The following is a 16,223-nucleotide window of genomic DNA, read 5'->3' as shown; positions in this document are numbered from 1 at the left end:
GCCCCGATATCCGTGGACCCGTGTCCACGGTCACGCTTGAGTCTCCAGTTCGAGATAATAATGCATCACGTCGCCGAGGCTCTGCGGAAGATCGACACGGGGCTGCCAGCCGAGCGCGCGCAGCCGGCTGACATCGACCACCTGCCGCCCGATATCCACCGCCCGTCCTGGCAATTGCGTCAGCGCCGGATCGGCAATCCCAGCCGCGGCGACGAGCAGATCGTAGACGGTGGCGATCTGCGTCTCGCGCCCTGAGGCGACGTTATAGAAAATATCGCCGGCCCCGGCAAAACCGATCGCGACCAGCGCACTCGCCACGTCGCGCACGTCGATGAAATCGCGCCACGCGGTCAGCGGACCGAGGGCGATGCCATTGCGGCGCCCCACCCTTAGCTCTGTGAGTTGGCTGGCGATGCGGCCGGCGACATGGCGCTCCTCCTGGCCCGGACCGACGACGTTGAAGATGCGCGCCACGCGGCCGTCGATCCTTCCCGCGCGCGTTGCGATCCGCACGATGTCCTCGCTGGTGCGCTTGGTCGCGGCATATAGGTCGATCGGCTCTGTCGCGCCGGTTTCGACCAGCGGCAAGCCCCCACCGCCGAGGTCGCCATAGATCGAGCCCGAGGATCCCAACACCAGCACCGCGCCCCGCCCGGCCAGCGCATCGCAGAGACGGCGCGTGGCGACGATGTTGTTGGTCACCAGCCGATCGAACGGTTCGTCGCGCAGCGATCCGGCAAGATGGAAGACGATATCAGGTGCCGTTTCGGCGATCAGCCGCGCCGCTGCCGCCGCGTCCGACAGGTCGGTGGCGACATAGGCATAATTCGGCCCGTCGGGCACCAGAGCATTTGGCAGCGGCGCGGCGCGCTCGGCACCGCCGGGATGGATGTGGTGCGTGAAGCGCGTCGCATTGCCCGGCGAACGCCCGACGCCGACCACCCGGCAATCGCCGCGATCGCACAAAGCACGCACCAGATAGCGGCCGATGAACCCTTGCGCGCCGGTGACCAGGATCGTCCGCGTCACGCCATCTCACCCAGGCAATCGCGCACGCCATCGGCCAGGGTGATCTCCGCCCGCCAGCCAAGCGTCTCGCGCGCCAGCGACACGTCGGCGACAAGATGCGCGATGTCGAGGGCGCGCGATCGGTCGCCCTGTTCCTCAACGATCAGCGCGTCCGATCCGCCGCCGATCCTCGCGAAGGTTGCGGCGAGCGCGGCGACGTCGGTCCCGATGCCGGAGGCTATGTTGAGCGTCAGGAGGCCCGGCTCGTCGCGCGCGGCGGCCATCAGCAATCCCCGCGCCAGATCGTCGACATGCACGTAATCGCGGGTCGTATCGGCCGAGAAGACGCGCATCGGCTGTCGCAGGCGCGCCTGCGCCGCCAGACGGCCGACCAGCCCATTCGCGCGCATGCCCGGACCGTAGACCGAGAAGGGCCGAACAATGATTGCCGACCCCAGCGCCCCTCGCCGCACCGCACCCGAGACAAGTTGCTCCGCCGCCGCCTTTGCCACGCCATAGGGCGAGAGCGGCAGGAGCGGCGCGCTCTCCGATACGCACGCGGTGTCTGGGCGACCATAGACCTCGGCCGACGACACATGGACGAAGCGCCGCACGCCGATCCGCTCGGCGGCGGCGAGCAACGTCGCCGTGCCCAGCACATGCGCGCGGGCGAATGCCGCCGGCGCGTCGAACGAAGCCGCAACGGAACTTGGCCCGGCAAGATGAACGATGGTGTCGATCTCGGCGAACAACGCCTCTAGCGCCGGCTGGTCGCAAATGTCGATCGCTCCCGCTTCCCCGTCGATCGGGCCGACATGCGCCACGCACGCATCCTCGCCGATCCGGCGCAGCACCGCCCGGCCGATAAAGCCGTTCGCACCGGTGATGCCGATCACGCCTCGTACCCCCGTGCGGCGAGGCGACGGCGCACTGGCTCCGGCAGCTCGTCGCTACTGAGCGCACCTGCCGCGCCGACATGGACCCGCAGCACGCCGGCTTCCGTCATCGCGTCGCAGACATAGTCTTCATTGCCGCCCGCGACCCGGATCTCGCGCGCGACCTCCCCCGGCCACCATGCTTCGAAGGCGGTATCGCCCAAGAGCAAGGCTTCGGCGGCAGCCAGCTTGGCGGCGTCGTTGACGTCGATCCATGAAGCCTGGTGGCGATATAGCCGCACCACCGCACCACCAGCTATCAACAGATTGGCGGCATCGACCAGGCCGAGCGGCGTGCGCTGCGGCAGGCTGCCCAATGCGGAAGCGGTCACCACCGCAAGCCCGCTGCCGACCAGGATCGGATAGACCGGCTTCTCGCGATAGGCGGTGAGCAGATCAGGATCCTGCGCGTCCACCTCGAGCGCGCCATAGGGCATGCGGAACGGCTCGTCATGTGCCGCCAGCGTCATAGCCGCGCCGGACGCACGGTGCGCGGCGGCCAGCGCCGCCAGATCGAGCGTGGTGAGATTGTCGGCATACACCACCAGCACGTCGCCGGCGTCGCCCGACAGCATTGTCGCCGCGCCGAAATTGCCCTGCGGCACTTCCTCGATCAAGGGAGCTAACGCCACGCCGATGCCGGCGGCGCGTGCGGCGAAATCGGCGATCCTGTCCGCCTCACGCGCTGCATCGGCACGGGTCAGCGCAATGAAGATGCGCCGGCATCCGCCACGCGCCATCATCCAGATGTTGCGCTCGAGCAGGCTGACCCCGCCGACTTCGACCAGCGGCTTGCGCCCGACTACGCCGGAGCGCGCCATGCGCTCGCCCTGCCCGCCGGCCATGATCAGACCGGTCCATGCGCCACTGCTCATCGCGGCGTCTCGATGCCGGTGCCGCGCATCGCTGCCAGCGTCGCCTCCACCATGTGCTGCCGAGTGAAGCCGGACAGGAATCGGGCATAAGCTGCGGTCCGCAGCCGCTCGGCGAGGCCGGGTTCGCGGATCATCCGCTCCAGCGCATCGGCCAGCCGCGCCGGCGCGTGCGGCGGCACGACCAGTGCGTCGATTTCGGGCCGCAGGAAATCGCGCACCCCGACATTGTCGCACGCGACAATCGGGCACCCAGAGGAGGCGGATTCGAGCAAGGCGGTCTGCAATCCCTCGCGATACCACGATGGGATGCAGGCGATGTCCGCCCCGGCGTACAGCGCAGTGATGCTCGGCTGGTACCCGATGAATGCCACATCGGGATAGGAGCGTGCCCGCGCCAGTTCCGCTTCCGTCAGCGCGTCGGCGCGGCCGCTCATCGGGTTCGAGGTGAACACCATGCGATGCGCCACGCCGCGCTCGGACAGGAGGCCCGACGCGGCGGCCGCGTCCAGCACGCCCTTGTCGCGCAACAGTCGCCCGGGAACGAGTATCGTCGGCCGTGCGCCGACCGCGCGCGCTTGCTTGTAGGGGAAGTCCTCCGGCATGACGCCGCAGCCGCCGGTGACGATCACGCGGTCCGCTGCGACGCCGGTGCGCCTGATCAGTTCGGCCTTGTCCTCGTGATTGTGGACGATGACGATCGCGCGACGGCTAGCGAAGGCGAAGCGATAGACAATGCAGATCAGCCGGGTCGTCAGGCTGCCGCGCTGCGACTCCGAGAAGGACGCGCCGAGTCCAGTGACCAGATAGATCGCATGCCGGTTGCTGAGCCTGACCCACGGCCCGGCCAGCAGGATCGACAGTGCCGACCACAGGATGAACACACTGCCCGGACTGAACAGCGCCGCTCGCGCCGCCATCAAGCTGGCGCGCGCCAGCCGCAATAGGCTCGGCCGCCCGCGATTGCGCGAGAACGGCATCGTCCGCGTCGCGATGTCCGGCGCCAGCGCATCGCGTGCGGCATCGATCGCCGGCCTGGAATCCCAGCCGGCGGTGGCGAGCCCGTTGTCGTCCGGCGACCACACTTCCACGGCGTGGCCCGCCTCGGCCAACGCGGTGCTGACGTGGTTGAAATCGGAAATCCAGCGCGGCAACGCGGTGACGACGACGATGATGCGGCGTCCCTTGCGCATCACGCGCTGTCGGTCTTGTGCCGTGCGGCGACGAACGCGGTTTGCGGACCGCCCATCGGGAGCCACCGGCCTATCCCGTAGCGCAGGAACATGTGCAGCCGGTAGTAAGGCGCGGCCGCCCAGCCCTGCGCGAGAGGGGCGTGGCTGTCCGGTGCCGCTGCGACGCGCCGGCTGCCCAGCACCGTGCTGAGCGCGGTCGACAGCCCGACCGGATAGCGCCGCATCGCGATCATCTTGAGCCCGGCTGCGTCCAGCAACCGCTCGATCGCCGGCGCATCGAAGAACCACATATGCGTCGGCATGTTCGGCCGCCCGACAAGCCGCTGCCAGAAAGGCGACAGGTTGGAAAACAGCCCGACCTCGAAGCAGACCGTGCCGCCAGGCGCCACCTTCGCCGCGATCGCCCTTAGCGCCGCCACCGGATCGGGGAAGTGACTCAGCAGATCGACATGGAAGCTGGTGTCGTAGCGCCCTTCGGGTAGACGGCTGTCCTCGATCAGAGCGCGCTCCACCGTGATGCCCAGCGTGCGTTCCAGGCGCGTGGCGCGTTCGTCGGATGGCTCGACCGCCTCGACCGTGAAACCGGCCCGGATCGCCGCCGCGGTGAACTCGCCGTCACCGCAGCCGATCTCAAGCAGCCGTCCACGCTGCGTGAACGCCTTCACCCAGCCGACCCGCGCGCGCGCCGGCGCGGAATAATAGACGCTGTGGTGATGATCGATCGACGCGTCCACCGGATGGGCCGGCAACGGATCGATATAGATGACCCCGCACACGCACTGCCGGCCGCTATACTCCCCTTCGCGCAACGCCACCGGACCGGCATTGGTCCGGCAGATTGGACAGGCGCCCGATCGTTGCAAGTTGCTTCCCTCCATACTGCCATCATCATACAGGCAGCGGGACGCTTCTCTGACATCTATCTGGATGATGCCGTCGCCTATAAAAGGCGTCTCTATCGGCGGCGTTCAGACGAGCCCGATCCTGGCCAGGTGCTTCATCATGCGCAGCCGGAACATCAACGGCCGCAGCCTGTGAATTGAAAAGCCCGCGCCTCCGGGAGAGGTCGCGGGCAAAGGTCTGTTGGGATCAGAGGGACTGATCCAGCTGTAATGTGGGTACCTTCCATGATCAGCGCATCGGTCAAACGGATGAAAGCCCGCGCCCCTGTGTTCCACACGGAAAACAAAACCGTCGCACAAGGATTGGTGAAATAGGTGGCGCTGCTGCTCGGCAAGACGCAGCAATCTTGCTAAAGTCGGCGGTGGGAGGAGACGGAAATGCAATCGCTGCCGATAGCACATCCAGGCGTAGCGAAGGCGACAGCCGGCGCATCGCTTCCGCTGGCCTATTCCACCGCGACGCTCTGCTGGCTTCTGTCCGCCGGCGTCTACATCGCAGCCAAATGGGTTGCCCCCGAGATGCCGCCTTGGGCGCTCTGCTTCTGGCGGCTGGCGCTCGCCTGCGCGATCCTGCTGCCTATCGTCCATCGCCATCATGGGGCGATGCTCGCGCTGATCCAATCCCGGGCGATCGAGGTGCTGGCCATCGGCGCCATCGGGCTGACCCTCTGTCAGGGCATGATCTACACAGGCCTCAGTTACACCAACGCGACGACCGCCGGCATCATCATGGCCTTGTCGCCGATCATGACCATGGTGCTTGCCCGCTTCGTGCTCGGCGAGCCCCTCGGCGTCTGGAAGGCGCTTGGCGCGCTGCTTGCTGTGGTCGGGATGGTGGTGATCGTGGCGCGCGGCGACCTTGCCGCGCTGATGCGGCTCCAGTTCAATCCCGGCGAATTGTGGATCGTCGGCAGTGCGTTTTGCTGGGGCCTCTACACCGTGCTGCTGCGTCGCTCCAAATTCGCTATCGAGCTTCTGCCGATGGTGGTGCTGTTGCTAGCAGCCGGCGCGCTGGCCGCACTGCCCCTCTATCTCTGGGAGCTGTTTTCCGGGGAGCGTTCGGCGCTGCATGCGAACGGCCTTCTGGCACTCGCCTATGTCGCTGGCCCGGGCGGCGCTCTGATGTATTACCTCTACAACCGCAGCGTCGAGACGCTTGGCGCCGGGCGCGCCAGCATGCTGCTCTATCTGCAGACTGTCTTCGTCGCCGTGCTCGCTTACCTTTTCCTCGGGGAAAGCTTGCACGACTACGATCTCGCAGGCGCTGCCTTCATCGTCGCCGGCCTGCTGCTCGCCACCGCGATCAAGCCCAGGCAGCGCACAGTGCATGTCGCGTAGGGACTTGCTGACCGCGTGTACTCGGCTACACCAGCACGATCAGTCGATTTCCTCGCGATAATGCTTGATAGTCGCCTCCCCCGCTACTCCAGATAATCGGGAGCAAGGGCAGATCATTGTAGTCGGCTGTTGTGTCGCAGCACGAGGCCGACCGCGCCGAGCAATGCGTCGTTCTCTGTGTGCTTGCCAACAATTATCCGCGTCCGCAGGGCGGGCGCGATATCGCGGGACTTGATGAGCGTGTGGCGTTCATATGACGCGATCAGCGGTGCCAGGAGAATGTCGCCTGCCAAAGCCATGCGGCCGCCGATGATGATGAGCGGCGGATTGATCACCGAGCCGATCAAGCCAAGACCACGGCCGGCGAACTCCGCGGTGTCCTCGATCATACGCAACGCCCCGACGTCGCCCTGTTCCGCCATCATGATCACGTCGTCCATCGTGACCGGCCGCCGCACTATGCGCGAAATCTGCTCGAGCGGCTGGGCAAAACTCGCATAGAGCTCTAGGCATCCGCGATTGCCGCACCGACAAAGATCGCCGCCGGGATCAATGCTGATGTGCCCGAATTCGCCGGCGCCGCCGGCGATGCCCGTCACCAGCCGGCCATGCTGGACAATGGCCCCGCCGACGCCCAGATCGATCTTGAACAGCACGAAATCGTCTTGGCCGACCGCCGCGCCCCACATCAACTCCGCGATGGCCGAGCAGTTGCTCTCGTTATCGGCGAAAATCGGCTGTTCGAGAACCGGCCCGAACACATTGCGGATGTTGACCCCGGCCCAGGTCGGAACAATACTCGCACGCAGCACCACTCCTTCGCGGCTGACAGGGCCAGAGACGGAAACCCCAACCCCCAGGAGCCCCGCCATCGGCAGACCGTTCTCGTCGTAACATTGGGCAATTGCTGACTTGGCGAGCTGGGCCGCCTGTTGCGGCTGGTAGTCCAGCCCCATAGGAATAGTTTGTTCGACAATGACAGAATGCGACACGTCGGCAACGACGCACCGTATCTCGTCGAGGCCCAGATGGATTCCGACGCAGGTGCCCGCAGCGGGATTGAGCGTCAAGGTCGCAGCAGGCCTGCCGATACCCCTGATCCCGTCATGATGGGCCGAAGATTCGATCACCATTCCGGACTTTCTCAAGCCATTGAGCGCGGTTGAAACAGTCGACCGCGCCAAACCGGTGATATGCGCGATTTGCGACGCGGAAAGCACGCCACGCTCACGCAGACATCGCACGATCAGGCTCTCCGGTGATGCGGAGGGCTTGTCGATCAGCCAATTTCTAAGCGAAGGTTTGTTCATGATGAGCACAAAGGACGTTGACTGATAGCTCAAATATGTCATCTTGGAAAGAACAGAGATACCTGAATCTCACCGGCCACGACCTCAAATCGCAGCCATAAGCGGTCGATACGAACCGTGCTCACATCTGGGAGTGAAACGATGCAATATCTGAGGACGGCCCTTGCGGCCGCTACGGCGTACACCCTTGTTGCGGGAGCCGCATTCGCAGAGCCCAAGACCAATCTATTGCATCAATGGGCGACCGGATCGGACGCCCAGGCTATTGCCAAGCTCGGCGAGATGTTTACCGCGAAAGGTGGCACCTGGCAGCAAACCTCCATCGCAGGCCACACGGCCAACACGCTGGCGAAACTGCGCGCCGACGTGATCGCCGGCAACGCACCTCCCGCGGTGCAGCTCAAGGGGCCCGAGATCGCCGAATGGAACGAGACCGGCATGACAGCCAATCTCGACGAACTGGCGACAGCGAAAAATTGGGAGAAGGTCGTCGCTCCCGAATTGCTGCCGGTGATGAAGCCAACCGGAAGCTGGGTAGCGGCGCCGATGAACATCCACCGCATCAATTGGCTGTGGGCATCGCCGAAGGTCATGAAGGACGCAGGGGTCGCCGAGGTGCCGAAGACATGGGCGGAATTCAACGCCGCCTGCGACAAGGTCGTGGCGTCGGGCAAAATCTGCATCTCGCACTCGACCGCCGACTGGACCGATTCGACGGTCTTCGAGGTCGTGGTCTACGGAATGGATCTCGATCTCTTCAAGAAGGCCTTCGTCGAGGGTGACGTCGAGGCGATGCGCAGCGACGGCATGGTCAAGGCTTTCGAGCAATTCCGCACCATGACGACGAAGTACATGGATCCCGGCATGAACGGGCGCGACTGGGATACCATGTCGCATCTGGTCGGCCGCGGCGAGGCCGCCTTCCACATCATGGGCGACTGGACGCTCGGCCTACTCACGGCCGGCGGCTTCAAGGAAGGCACCGACTATGTCTGCGCCCAGGCGCCGACTGACTGGGGCAAGCCGGGCTTCATCCTGAATTCCGACTCGGTCGTGTTCTTCCAGCAGAAGGACCCGGACTACGTCGAGGGGCAGAAACTGCTCGCCAGCACGATCCTGTCGCCCGAGTTCCAGACGATTTTCAATCAGACCAAGGGCTCAATCCCGGCCCGTCTCGACGTCGATCTTTCGAATGGCTTCAATCCCTGCCAGCAACTCTCCCAGAAGGATCTGCAGGCGTCGATCGAGGCCGGCACGCTTGTCCGTTCGATGGCGCATAACATGACGATCCCGCAGAAGGTGCGCGGCGCGATCATGGATACCGTCACCGAATTCGTAGCGACGCCGGACATGACCGCGCAGGACGCAGCTAGTGCGATGGCTGATGCGGCCGAAGCGCAGATGTGAAGAAGCTGCCGATGATGGCCTGGCGCGCGTCGCCCGGCCTGACCTTCGCTGGAGCAGCCGATGTCCACGCGTGACCTGACTGTACCAGTTGCGGCTCCCGCGACCCCGTGGCGGGAGCGCCTTGGCACGATGGTGCCCATTCTGGTGCTGGCGCCGTCGCTTGCGGCGAGTTTCATCTACGTTTTCGTGTTCACACTCTGGACGCTGTATCTCTCGCTTTCCAATTCGTCGCTGATGCCGACCTATGGGTTCGTCGGTCTGGACAATTATGCTTCGCTCTGGGCGAACCGGCGCTGGAACATCGCCTATACCAACCTCTTCCTGTTCAGCGGCTTCTATATCGTCGGCTCGATGGCCATCGGACTGCTTCTCGCGATCCTGATCGACCAGCGCGTTCGCGGCGAGGCGGTTTGGCGCACGATCTTCCTCTACCCGCTGGCAGTGTCCTTCATCGTCACCGGCACGGTGTGGAGCTGGCTCTATAATCCCGTCGCCGGCATCCAAGCCTTCGTGCGGGGGCTCGGTTGGACCGACTTCAGCTTCGCCCTGACAGCCAACCGCAACACTGCGATCTATGCGGTGATCATAACCGGTATCTGGCAGTCATCCGGCTTCGCAATGGCGCTTTTCCTGGCTGGCCTGAGGTCCGTCGATCCGGATCTCGTCAAAGCGGCGCAGATCGACGGAGCGTCGGTTTCCCGGATCTATCGGAGGGTCATCCTGCCGACGATCGCCCCGATCTTTCTGGCAGTGGCGGTCATTCAGATCCAGTTCGCCATCAAGACGTTCGACCTGGTGGCAGCGTTGACGCGGGGTGGGCCAGGTGTGTCCACCACCTTCCCGGCGATCTACGTCTACGACCTCATGTTCCAGCGCGGGCAGATCGGCGAGGGCGCCGCTGCGGCGATGATGATGCTCGCGGCCCTTGCGGTTGTGCTGGTGCCCTATTCCTTATGGATCGTTTGGCGCAGGCGGGCGGAGGGCCGCAATGGCTGAAATTGCCCTCACCGCCCGGCATGATCCCGAAGCGGCCGCGGCTACGCGGCGATATTTCTGGAACCGCTTTCTTATCTATGCGGTGCTGACGCTTTTTGCTGTCATCTACCTTGCCCCACTGCTGGTCGTGGTCTTCAACTCGTTGCGGGAGCAGTCCGAGATTGCCCGCAACGGCCTCATCTCCCTGCCGCGCAGCTTCCGCCTCGATGCATGGGCGGAGGCTTGGGGCACTTATTGCGTCAGCGGCACCTGCGAAGGCATGAAGCGCAATTTCTTCAACTCGCTCTGGATGGCGATCCCCGCGACGGTCATCTCCACGCTCCTCGGCGCCATGAACGGCTATGTGCTGTCGAAATGGCGCTTCAAAGGCTCGGAAATTCTGTTCAATCTGATGTTGCTCGGCGTCTTCATGCCCGGCCAGATCTCGCTAATGCCCTGGGCGTTCCTGCTCGGCAAACTCGGCCTAACCAATTCGACATACGGGCTGGTCTTGATTCATGTCGTCCAGGGCATCTCGTTCACGACCCTGTTCTGCCGCAACTTCTACGTCAGCATACCGGACGATCTTATCAAGGCGGCACGCATCGACGGCGCCGGCTTCTGGCGGATTTTCCGCAAGATCATCCTGCCGCTGTCGCCGCCGATTTTGATTGTCACCGTCATCTGGCAATTCACCGGTATCTGGAACGAGTATCTGTTCGGCGTTGTCTTCACCTCCGGCCAGCAGCAGCCGATCACGGCGGCATTGGTCGCGCTCACTGCCGGCGGCACGACCGCCCGCGCTTACGACGTGATGAGCGCAGCCGTGCTGATCGGCGCGCTGCCACCGTTGCTGATCTACCTGTTCGGTGGAAAATACTTCGTGCGCGGCCTGACACAGGGCGCCATCAAATGAGGCGTCGCCCGTGTCCACACTGACCATCCGCAACCTTCACAAGAGCTATGGCGGGCTCGAGATTCTGGCCGGCATCAATCTCGAGGCGCAGACCGGGGAATTCGTCGCGCTCGTCGGCCCCTCCGGCTGCGGCAAGTCAACCTTGCTCGCCATGATCGCCGGCTTGGAAACCGTCACGTCGGGCGAGATCTGGATCGGCGACCGGCTGGTGAACTCCGTGCAGCCCAAGGACCGCGACATAGCGATGGTGTTCCAGTCATACGCCCTCTATCCCACGATGACGGTGCGCGAGAACATCACCTTCGGCATGGAAAGCCGGGGCGTGCCCAAAGCGGCGCAAGCGGAAGCGGTAAAGCGGGTTGCCGCACTCCTGCAGATCGAGCAGTTGCTCAAACGCAAGCCCGGCCAGCTTTCAGGCGGCCAGCGGCAGCGCGTTGCGATGGGGCGCGCCCTAGTCCGCGACCCGAAGCTGTTTCTGTTCGATGAGCCCCTGTCCAATCTCGACGCCAAGCTGCGCGTCGACATGCGCACCGAAATCAAGAAGCTTCACCACCGCGTCGGCAAGACCACGGTGTACGTCACCCACGATCAGGTCGAGGCGATGACGCTGGCGTCCCGCATTGCGGTGATGAACCAGGGCTCGGTGCAGCAGTTCGATACGCCGAAGCGGATCTATGACCGGCCGACCAACATGTTCGTGGCCGGTTTCATGGGATCGCCGGCGATGAATTTCATCCCCGCCCGGCTTACGGGCTCGACCAGCATCTCGGTGCGCGCCGCTGACGGCAGCGGCGCTACTCTCACCCTTGCCGCTCCGCTGCCCGCCGGTGCGCCAAAAGACGTGGTGCTCGGTGTTCGGCCCGAACACATCTACCGTTTCACGACGGACCTGAAGGCGCGGAAACCGGCTGTGGAGTCCATGCAGGCGCCGGTCGAATTGGTCGAGCCGACCGGGGCCGAGACGCTTGCCGTCCTCAGGCTGGGTGATCTGGAGATCACTGGCCGTTTCGAGCCGGATGAGGCTCCCGTCATGGGCGAGACGATAACGCTTGGCATCGACATGTCGCGCGCCTGTCTGTTCGATCCAACAACCAAGGCGCTTCTGTGATCTGATGTCCATGCAATTCGCGACTTACCCGAGCTTGACCGATCGCGTCGTGCTGATCTCCGGCGGCGCCTCCGGGATCGGGGCCGATATGGTCCGCGCCTTCACCTCGAATGGCGCCCGCGTGGGCTTTCTCGATGTGCAGGATGGACCCGCGGAGGCGTTGGTGCGCGAGCTTGATAGCGTCGCCGGGCGGCCCCCATTATACCTCCGTTGCGATGTGACCGACGTCGATGCACTGCAGGCGTCGGTCGAAGCCATGCGTGCGCAGCTTGGTCCGGTCGCCGTCCTGGTGAACAACGCTGCCGATGATCAGCGCCATCCCGTTGACGCGGTGACGTCAGAATATTGGGACCGCAGCTTCGACGTCAATCTCCGGCATCACTTCTTCGCCGCGCAAGCGGTTCATCCGCATATGAAGGAACTCGGCTTCGGCTCGATCATAAACTTCTCTTCCATCGCCTGGCGTTTCGGGGCGGACCAGATGGTGGCTTATGCCACAGCCAAGGGGGCTGTGGTGGCCCTGACCCGCGCACTGGCGCGGTCGTTTGGACCTGACAACATCCGCGTCAATGCAGTCGAACCCGGCGCTGTCATCACCGAGCGGCAGCGCGAGCTGTGGTTCAAGACGCAGGACGCGATCGACCAGACGGTGCAGCGACAATTGATCCGCCGCATCCTCTTGGGCGAGGAGATTGCGCGGACCGTGCTCTTCCTTGCCGCAGATGACAGCCGCATGATCACCAAGCAGTCCATCGCCGTCGATGCCGGTCTGCGCTGATGCGATCGCTTCCACATCTTTCAACGGGACTGTCACGCTGATGCTTCGTCTCGGCCTCAATCCTTACGGACTGACCTGCTATCTCGGCCTACAGGGTCGCGGCACGCCGCGGCACAATCCGGATGGGGCGGGGCTGGAAGGCTTCATGGCGCTCGCGCAGGAACTGGGCGCGCGCACGCTCGAGATCTATGAACCGTGGTTGACCGACTTGCCGGACGCCGAGGTCGTCGATCTGCGCAGGCGTCTGGCCGCGCGTGACATCGTCCCGGTGGTGAGCGGCGGTCTTATCGTGGCCGGTCCCCTGGATAATGCGTTTCGGGCGGCGCGCCTGCTCGAGGCGACAACGATCCGTATCGCGCTGACCCCCGTCCTGTGTGGCGACCGCAACGCATGCGGCCAGAAATGGAGCGAGTTCAATGCGACGATCCGCGCTGCCTTGACGGAATGGGGGCCGCGTGCGGCGGCTGAGGGCCGGGTGCTCGGCATCGAGAACCATCAGGACTTCGGCAGCGATGAACTGGTCGCGTTCTGCGAGCTCGGCGGGCCCGGTGTCGGCATCACCTACGATACAGGCAACACGTTCCCAGTCGGCGAGGCACCGCTTGCCTTCACGCGGCGGATCGCGCCGCATGTCCGCCATGTCCACCTCAAGGACTATCGCGTGCAGTTCACGGATGAGGGCTACCGTCTGGTCCGCTGCGCGATCGGCGACGGCGCCGTGCCATTCGCCGAACTGGCAGCCATCCTCGCCGAGCACCACGACACGCTGACGGCCGTGCTCGAGCCGGGCGCGCTGGAGGCCCGCCACGTTCGCTGTCTTACCGACGACTGGTGGAACGGATATCCGCCGAAGACTGCGCGCGAGTTCGCGGCCTGCCTGAGTGCTGCGCACGTGAACCGCCTTGCGGACGATGCCGACTACCGGACGCCATGGGAGCGCGGCGATGACGGCGCGCTCGTTTCGTATGAGCTCGACATGATCCGGCGCAGCGCCGCCAACATGAAGAAGCTCGATTTCATTGCAATGGAGAAATCAGCATGACTGCCCGAGAACTCAGCGGCCTGACTGCCTTCGTGACCGGCTCAGGACGCGGCCTAGGCCGCGTGATGGCCGAACGCCTGGCCGAGCTTGGCGCAAACGTCGCGATCCACGATCTCGATTGGACACGGCCATCCCAATATGGCGAATTCGCAGACCTCGGCGAATCCGCAAGGGGTTTGGAAAAGCATGGGACACGGGTGACCGCGGTCACGGGCAACATCGGCGACAAGCAAGCCGTCGCCGAAATGAAGCGGAAGATCGAGGCGGACCTCGGCGATGTGCACGTTCTGGTCAACTGCGCCGGCGGCGACATCGGCGCCAAGGGAGTAAAGCCCAGTCCCAACAACGCGCTCGACATCGACTATGACGACATCAAGGTGCTGACCGAGAACAATCTCATCGGCACGATGCTGGTCTGCCAGGCGTTCATTCCGCCTATGGTCAAGCGCGGCTCAGGCTCGGTGATCAACATAGCCTCAGCGGCAGCGCATATCGGATGCTCGCCGGAGGTGGTCTACTCGACGCTCAAGGCGGCCGTCGTCCATTATACGCGCTGCCTCGCCAAGGAATTGATCGACGATGGCGTGCGCATCAATGCGGTAAGCCCCGGCGCCACCAAGACGGCACGCTTCCAAGCGAGCCGCGTGGTCGATCCGGAGCGCATGGATTCGAGTAAGAAATCGCTAAACCGGTATGCGGAGCCCGAAGAGATCGCCGAAGCGGTGGCCTTCCTCGCCGGTCCGCGCGCGCGCTTCATCAACGGGCAGGTCATCCGCGTCGATGGCGGTTTCACAATCTTCCCAGGTTGAATCACGGCCGTTCACACGGCGAATTGTCGGGCTGAGCGCACCCCAATGAGCAGGGCCACCACGGCCCATTGCCGACCTTACTTCGTTGATGGGTTGCAACCTGCTCGCAGAGCCCACGAAGCGACGGGCGAGTTCGGCAACCGAAAATTCTCTTGGCGACACGCTGACGTTACAGCCCGCTTGTATGCACCCACGCAATGGCTCAGATTGTTTGGGTCCGGTCTACTCTGCGCCCTGAGAAGGCGAAGATTTCCGGATCGAGGCGCTGGGGCACTGCGCGCCACGGCAGAGCGGGCGAACCGCTCCCGTCTACACGTTCAGAGGCGGAACATTAGAGGTTGGGGGCACAGATGAGGCAAGAGAACGACGTTGAGAAGTGGGTGCGCACGCTGCGTGCTCGAGCACCTGACGACGCGGCCGAATTGCTTGCCCGAGAGTCTCCCGAGTTCATCCGGGACCTATTGAAGTTGTTGCCGGATAGGCACGCCCGGAAGGTGGCGGAGCATTTGCCATCGCATATGAGGCCTGTCACGCCTTATGGCGACGGCAAGGATATCGCGTTCCCCGGGTCTGTCATCGAGCTGATGGACCCGATCCCCGCCAGCGTTCCTGTCGGAACGACGGTAGCCGCCGCGGTCGAGGCCGTCAGGCGCGCGCAGGTGCCGACCGAGTTGACTTACCTCTACATCACGGACGCGGGCGATAAACTCGTTGGCCTGGTGGTCCTGCGCGATCTGATGCTGAGCGAACCGGCCGCCACGGTCGATCAGATCATGCTGCCGAAACCGTTCGCCCTTCACGTCGATATGCCTTTGGGTGAAGCCTGCACGGCGGCGGTACGCCGTCACTACCCCGTCTATCCCGTGGTGAACGTGGAGAACCGGCTGCTCGGGCAGGTTCGCGGCTGGCGGCTGTTCGAGCAGCAAATCATCGAGATTTCTGCCCAGCCTGGCCAGATGGTGGGTGTCCAGAAGGAGGAGCGTTCTTTCACGCCCCTGGTTTCAGCCTTCTTGAAACGTCATCCGTGGCTGCAGCTCAACCTGCTGACGGCCTTCATAGCCGCTTTCGTGGTCGGGTCGTTCACAGGCACGATCGAGAAGATCGTCGCTTTGGCGGCGTTCCTCCCGGTGCTGGCCGGGCAAAGCGGAAACACCGGCTGCCAGGCACTGGCCATGACGTTGCGTGGTCTCGCCTTAGGGGATGTGGACAAACGACCAAAGCTGCACCTGGTGCTGAGGGAGGGGGTGCTCGGGATCGCCAACGGCGTGCTCGTCGGTCTCGTGGCGGCCGCGGCCATGTGGTTCTACGCGTCGCGGCAACCGGAGTCGGCAGCCCAGGCGCCCATGCTGGCGCTTGTGATCCTGCTCGCAATGTCCGGATCGTGCCTCATGTCCGGGATCTCCGGCGTGCTGATCCCGTTGGGCCTGCGGCGGGTCGGCGCCGATCCGGCCGTGGCTTCCGCGATCTTCCTTACCACGGTTACCGATATTGTAGGCATGGGCCTGATGCTGGGGCTTGCCACTACGCTCGTGCTGTAGTGGCGCACATTTACGCAGGCCGTCCTGAGAAGCATCGCCCGCCAGCTCTCCGAGCGCTTGCGCAACGCGGCGGAAGACCTTCGGATGAGCTG

15 protein-coding genes are annotated in these 16,223 nt (G+C 64.3%); 9 read left to right on the top strand and 6 right to left on the bottom strand.

The window, feature by feature from the left end; translation table 11 throughout:
• Window positions 1–30: 30 nt before the first annotated feature.
• From EJ075_RS18195 to EJ075_RS18175, 5 genes are read right to left on the bottom strand one after another with little or no spacing between them, the layout of a single operon-like run.
• Entirely contained in the window at window positions 31–1,029 is a 999-nt protein-coding gene (locus EJ075_RS18195; RefSeq protein WP_126105192.1) for an NAD(P)-dependent oxidoreductase, read from the bottom strand.
• Window positions 1,026–1,904, bottom strand: a complete 879-nt coding sequence (locus tag EJ075_RS18190) for an NAD-dependent epimerase/dehydratase family protein (RefSeq protein ID WP_126105191.1) — start codon at window positions 1,902–1,904, stop codon at window positions 1,026–1,028. The genes EJ075_RS18195 and EJ075_RS18190 overlap by 4 nt, the downstream gene beginning before the upstream one ends.
• On the bottom strand, window positions 1,901–2,818 hold the full coding sequence (locus EJ075_RS18185) for a sugar phosphate nucleotidyltransferase (RefSeq protein WP_126105190.1): 918 nt from the start codon (window positions 2,816–2,818) through the stop codon (window positions 1,901–1,903). Before EJ075_RS18185 ends, EJ075_RS18190 begins: the two co-directional genes overlap by 4 nt.
• A complete protein-coding gene (locus EJ075_RS18180; protein ID WP_126105189.1) occupies window positions 2,815–4,008 on the bottom strand; it encodes a glycosyltransferase in 1,194 nt (397 codons plus the stop codon). Before EJ075_RS18180 ends, EJ075_RS18185 begins: the two co-directional genes overlap by 4 nt.
• Window positions 4,008–4,871: a class I SAM-dependent methyltransferase gene (locus EJ075_RS18175; RefSeq protein ID WP_245457944.1), complete on the bottom strand. Its 864-nt coding sequence runs from the start codon at window positions 4,869–4,871 to the stop codon at window positions 4,008–4,010. Before EJ075_RS18175 ends, EJ075_RS18180 begins: the two co-directional genes overlap by 1 nt.
• Before the next feature lie 417 nt (window positions 4,872–5,288).
• On the opposite strand from EJ075_RS18175, the gene EJ075_RS18170 reads away from it, so the two are divergent.
• The gene (locus EJ075_RS18170; protein WP_126105187.1) at window positions 5,289–6,248 is read left to right on the top strand and encodes a DMT family transporter; all 960 of its coding nucleotides are present in this window, start codon (window positions 5,289–5,291) and stop codon (window positions 6,246–6,248) included.
• Between the two features lie 113 nt (window positions 6,249–6,361).
• Here the strand turns inward: EJ075_RS18170 and EJ075_RS18165 are convergent, their stop codons facing one another.
• Window positions 6,362–7,591, bottom strand: a complete 1,230-nt coding sequence (locus tag EJ075_RS18165; RefSeq protein ID WP_164547130.1) for an ROK family transcriptional regulator — start codon at window positions 7,589–7,591, stop codon at window positions 6,362–6,364.
• A 108-nt stretch (window positions 7,592–7,699) separates the two neighbouring features.
• Between EJ075_RS18165 and EJ075_RS18160 the strand changes: the two genes are divergently transcribed.
• From EJ075_RS18160 to EJ075_RS18125, 8 genes are all read left to right on the top strand, one after another.
• The gene (locus EJ075_RS18160) at window positions 7,700–8,965 is read left to right on the top strand and encodes an ABC transporter substrate-binding protein (protein ID WP_126105185.1); all 1,266 of its coding nucleotides are present in this window, start codon (window positions 7,700–7,702) and stop codon (window positions 8,963–8,965) included.
• 60 nt (window positions 8,966–9,025) lie between these two features.
• Window positions 9,026–9,961 (top strand): sugar ABC transporter permease, encoded by a 936-nt coding sequence (locus EJ075_RS18155; RefSeq protein ID WP_126105184.1) that lies wholly within the window; start codon window positions 9,026–9,028, stop codon window positions 9,959–9,961.
• Window positions 9,954–10,856: a carbohydrate ABC transporter permease gene (locus EJ075_RS18150; RefSeq protein ID WP_126105183.1), complete on the top strand. Its 903-nt coding sequence runs from the start codon at window positions 9,954–9,956 to the stop codon at window positions 10,854–10,856. The genes EJ075_RS18155 and EJ075_RS18150 overlap by 8 nt, the downstream gene beginning before the upstream one ends.
• 10 nt (window positions 10,857–10,866) lie before the next feature.
• Window positions 10,867–11,964, top strand: a complete 1,098-nt coding sequence (gene ugpC / locus EJ075_RS18145) for a sn-glycerol-3-phosphate ABC transporter ATP-binding protein UgpC (protein WP_126105182.1) — start codon at window positions 10,867–10,869, stop codon at window positions 11,962–11,964.
• A gap of 49 nt (window positions 11,965–12,013) precedes the next feature.
• Complete coding sequence (locus EJ075_RS18140; protein WP_348627326.1) at window positions 12,014–12,742, top strand: SDR family oxidoreductase; 729 nt, start codon at window positions 12,014–12,016, stop codon at window positions 12,740–12,742.
• A gap of 145 nt (window positions 12,743–12,887) precedes the next feature.
• Complete coding sequence (locus EJ075_RS18135) at window positions 12,888–13,784, top strand: sugar phosphate isomerase/epimerase family protein (RefSeq protein ID WP_245457943.1); 897 nt, start codon at window positions 12,888–12,890, stop codon at window positions 13,782–13,784.
• Entirely contained in the window at window positions 13,781–14,593 is an 813-nt protein-coding gene (locus EJ075_RS18130) for an SDR family oxidoreductase (protein WP_095484126.1), read from the top strand. Before EJ075_RS18135 ends, EJ075_RS18130 begins: the two co-directional genes overlap by 4 nt.
• Window positions 14,594–14,943: 350 nt before the next feature.
• Window positions 14,944–16,131 carry a magnesium transporter gene (locus tag EJ075_RS18125; protein ID WP_095484125.1) on the top strand — a complete coding sequence of 396 codons (1,188 nt, stop codon included), beginning with the start codon at window positions 14,944–14,946 and terminating at the stop codon, window positions 16,129–16,131.
• Window positions 16,132–16,223: the final 92 nt, after the last annotated feature.

Source organism: Mesorhizobium sp. M6A.T.Cr.TU.016.01.1.1 (assembly GCF_003952585.1).
In the GTDB taxonomy this organism is placed as follows: Bacteria; Pseudomonadota; Alphaproteobacteria; order Rhizobiales; family Rhizobiaceae; genus Mesorhizobium; species Mesorhizobium mediterraneum.
Note: the sequence above shows the minus strand (reverse complement) of the source record. Positions and strands in the feature narration are given on the sequence as shown.